This window comes from Bradyrhizobium sp. (genome assembly GCF_019244115.1).
In the GTDB taxonomy this organism is placed as follows: Bacteria; Pseudomonadota; Alphaproteobacteria; order Rhizobiales; family Xanthobacteraceae; genus Bradyrhizobium.
The window spans coordinates 1-3,514 of the sequence record NZ_JAFATE010000798.1; the positions used below are offsets into that span (position 1 = coordinate 1).

4 protein-coding genes are annotated in these 3,514 nt (G+C 63.9%); 3 read left to right on the forward strand and 1 reads right to left on the reverse strand.

The features are described from left to right. Together JOZ76_RS33890 and JOZ76_RS33895 are read left to right on the forward strand one after the other, a co-directional pair. The coding region (locus tag JOZ76_RS33890; protein WP_291705737.1) for an ABC transporter ATP-binding protein at positions 1-433 on the forward strand (433 nt) is incomplete at its 5' end. Between the two features lie 166 nt (positions 434-599). After that, positions 600-1,718 carry a branched-chain amino acid ABC transporter substrate-binding protein gene (locus tag JOZ76_RS33895; protein WP_291705738.1) on the forward strand — a complete coding sequence of 373 codons (1,119 nt, stop codon included), beginning with the start codon at positions 600-602 and terminating at the stop codon, positions 1,716-1,718. A 111-nt stretch (positions 1,719-1,829) separates the two neighbouring features. On the opposite strand, the gene JOZ76_RS33900 is transcribed toward JOZ76_RS33895, so the two are convergent. Continuing rightward, positions 1,830-2,231 carry a response regulator gene (locus tag JOZ76_RS33900; protein ID WP_291705739.1) on the reverse strand — a complete coding sequence of 134 codons (402 nt, stop codon included), beginning with the start codon at positions 2,229-2,231 and terminating at the stop codon, positions 1,830-1,832. A 726-nt stretch (positions 2,232-2,957) separates the two neighbouring features. Here JOZ76_RS33900 and JOZ76_RS33905 point away from each other — a divergent pair. Continuing rightward, a partial coding sequence (locus JOZ76_RS33905; RefSeq protein ID WP_291705740.1) for a P1 family peptidase occupies positions 2,958-3,514 on the forward strand: 557 nt, incomplete at its 3' end.

Here is a 3,514-nt window from a genome sequence, read left to right on the forward strand (position 1 = left end):
TCTGCAGATGGGGGCCGACGCCACCGAAACCCCGGAGGCCGAGCGCGAAGGCAGCCTGGAGCGCGTCTTCACCCTGTTTCCGCGGCTCAAGGAACGCATGGCACAGCGTGGCGGCACGCTTTCCGGCGGCGAGCAGCAGATGCTGGCTATCGGCCGCGCGCTGATGAGCCGGCCGCGCCTTCTGCTGCTCGACGAGCCGTCGCTCGGCCTTGCGCCCTTGATCGCGCGGCAGATCTTCGAAGCGATCCGCACGCTCAACCGGCAGGACGGGCTGACCGTGCTGATCGTCGAGCAGAACGCCAATCACGCCCTCAAGCTCGCGCACCGCGCCTACGTCCTGGTCAACGGCCTGATCACGCTGTCCGGAACCGGTGCCGAGCTGCTGCAGCGCCCGGAAATTCGCGCGGCTTACCTGGAGGGTGGCCGCCGCTAGCGCGGGGGCGGCCCTTGCGCCCCTGCCCCTAAGCACGCGTGCTGCTCCCGGATTTCACCTCCACCTGAAAATAGCCGATGACTTCGCGGCAAAATCGGCCCAGAATAGGCACGATTGAAGGCCGGCTTGCCGGCACATTGGTATCGATCATCCGCGAGGGACACTCATGAAATCACTCAAGCTCATCGGTTTAACACTGGGCGCGACCATGGCGCTGTCGACGGCAGCGCTTGCAGAAGACCTCACGATTGCCGTGGCGGGCCCAATGACCGGCGGACAGGCAGCATTCGGCAGGCAGATGAAGAACGGCGCCGACATGGCGGTCGCCGACCTCAATGCGGCCGGCGGCGTGCTCGGCAAGAAGATCGCCCTCGACGCCGAGGATGATGCGTGCGATCCCAAGCAGGCGCGCTCGGTCGCCGAAAAGATCGGCGGCGCCAAGATTCCGTTCGTTGCGGGGCATTTCTGCTCGTCCTCGTCGATTCCCGCCTCGGAAGCCTATGCCGACAGCAGCGTGCTGCAGATCACCCCGGCCTCGACCAACCCGCTGTTCACCGAGCGCAAGCTCTGGAACGTGGCCCGCGTCTGCGGCCGCGACGATCAGCAGGGCCAGGTTGCCGCCGCCTACATCCTGAAGAACTTCAAGGGCAAGAACATCGCCATCCTGGACGACAAGACCACCTACGGCAAAGGCCTTGCCGACGAGACCAAGAAGGCGCTCAACAAGGTCGGCGTGACCGAGAAGATGCACGAGTCCTATAACCAGGGCGACAAGGACTTCAACGCCATCGTGTCGCGGCTCAAGGCCAACAATATCGATCTGGTCTATGTCGGCGGCTATCATCCGGAGGCCGGCCTGATCGTGCGGCAGATGCGCGACCAGGGCGTGAAGGCCGTTCTGATGTCCGGCGACGCGCTCGCCGACAAGGAGTACGCGTCGATTGCCGGTCCCGCCGCCGAAGGCACGCTGTTCACCTTCGGTCCGGATCCGCGCAACAAGCCGAGCGCCAAGGCGATCGTCGAGAAGTTCAAGGCCAAGAACATCGACCCCGAGGGCTACACGCTCTACACCTACGCGGCGATCCAGGTCTGGTCGCAGGCCGCGAAGAAGGCCGGCACCACCGATGCCAAGAAGGTCATGGCGACCATCAAGGGCGGCTCGTGGGATACGGTGCTCGGCAAGATGGAGTATGACGCCAAGGGCGACATCAAGCAGCTCGACTATGTCGTCTACAAGTGGGACGACAAGGGCAACTACACCGAGCTTGCGCCCAAGGGTTCTTAACAAGCGCTGCTAACAAGCGCTCCTGAACCAAGCCGCGCTTCCAACGCAACAACGAAACGCCCCGCTTCGCGGGGCGTTTTTGTTTGTCTGTCTCAGGCCGGAAAAATGCCCTCAGCCGGCGGCGACCCGCTGATCCGCGACGCGCGAGGGGCGAGTCGCCTCCTGCGCTGCCGTGATGGCCGCGATCAGTTCGCTCGGCCGAAACGGCTTCTTCAGGCATGCGACATTGGGAAGGTCCTCCACCTGCGGCGCCATGTCGAGCGACACCATGCCCGAGACCGCGATGACCGGCAGATCCGGAACGCTCGCGCGCATCTTGGCAATCACGTCGAACCCGATCGCATCATCAAGGAAGACATCGACGATCGCGGCATCGAAATGCCCTTCCTCGAACGCCTTCAGTCCCTCGGCCGCATTCGCCGCCTCGACCACCTCGAACCGGTTCACGCGCAACACGATGGAGATGACCGACCGAACGTCTTTTTGGTCGTCGATGACGAGTATGCGAGCCATTACCTGCTCCAAAAATCAAATGATCCTTCCCCACTATGGATCCAATAAAACCCCGTAAAACACCGGGGATTATTTCCCCTTTCCGTAAAGGTGCCGTTACTTTTCCGCATCACCTTGAGATTGAACAGGCAGTGCGAAGCGCGCACCCGGCCGTTGATCGGTAGCTGAGTGCCTCCCACGTCACGGAAAAGATGTTTATCGCCGAGCTGACGTGCAAGAGCCACCACTCACCTGGACGGAAACGGTCCCAGTCACGTTGCGGTGTAATCTTGGGTTGATTCTGTGGCATTTGAGCGGCCGATCTGAAATCCCGCACGCGTCGGCGCGAACTTTTCCGGATGCTATAGGCACCGGGACGGCCACGCCGTCATGCTGAACCGGATGAGACATGGTCAACCGCCGCGGCGCTCGACATCATTGATCAGACACCAAGACGCCGCCTGCGCTTCACCGCCCCCATCATGCCGGACAGGATGAAGGGCCCTCGGCTCGCCGACGAGGCGCTGAAGCGGCGGCAGGCGAGAGATCCTGTACACTCGGGTCATTCGGCGGATATCGTCGTCCTCCCGCGCTGCCGCGACCCGGCGTGCTCCTGGTCAAATCGTCCCGCAAGACCGAACTTGCCAGGATGATCCGCGTCGCGCTCGGCAGCTGAAGGCTTTCTCGTCCGATGCATCTCAGGTAGAGAGGGGCGGCCGTCTTGCCGGGCATGATGAGTGCTGCGTCTTGAAGAATCTGTTGACCGATATCGCCGGCGTTCGCGTCGGTCACGCCGATGACGCCGCCCTCGCGTCGGGGGTCACTGCCATCGTGTTCGACCAGCCCGTCGTTACTGCGATCGACATCCGCGGCGGCGGACCGGGCACGCGCGAGGCCGGCGCGCTGCAGCTCGAAAACACGGTGGAGCGGATCGACGGCATCGCGCTGTCGGGCGGCTCTGCCTTTGGCCTCGACGCTGGCGGCGGTGTGATGGCAAGGCTGGCTGAACAGGGCCGCGGCTTTGTCGTGCGCGGCGCGATCGTTCCGATCGTGCCCGGCGCGATCATCTTCGATCTTTTGAATGGCGGCAATAAAGCCTGGGGCCGCTTCGCGCCCTACCGCGATCTCGGCTACACCGCGGCCGCAGCGGCCTCGACGAATTTTGCCCTCGGCAGCATCGGTGCGGGCCTCGGCGCCACCACCGCGACGTTGAAGGGCGGGATCGGCTCGGCCTCGGCCACGCTGCCGGGCGGCATCACGGTCGCCGCGCTCGCGGTCGTCAACGCGGTCGGCACTGTCACGAT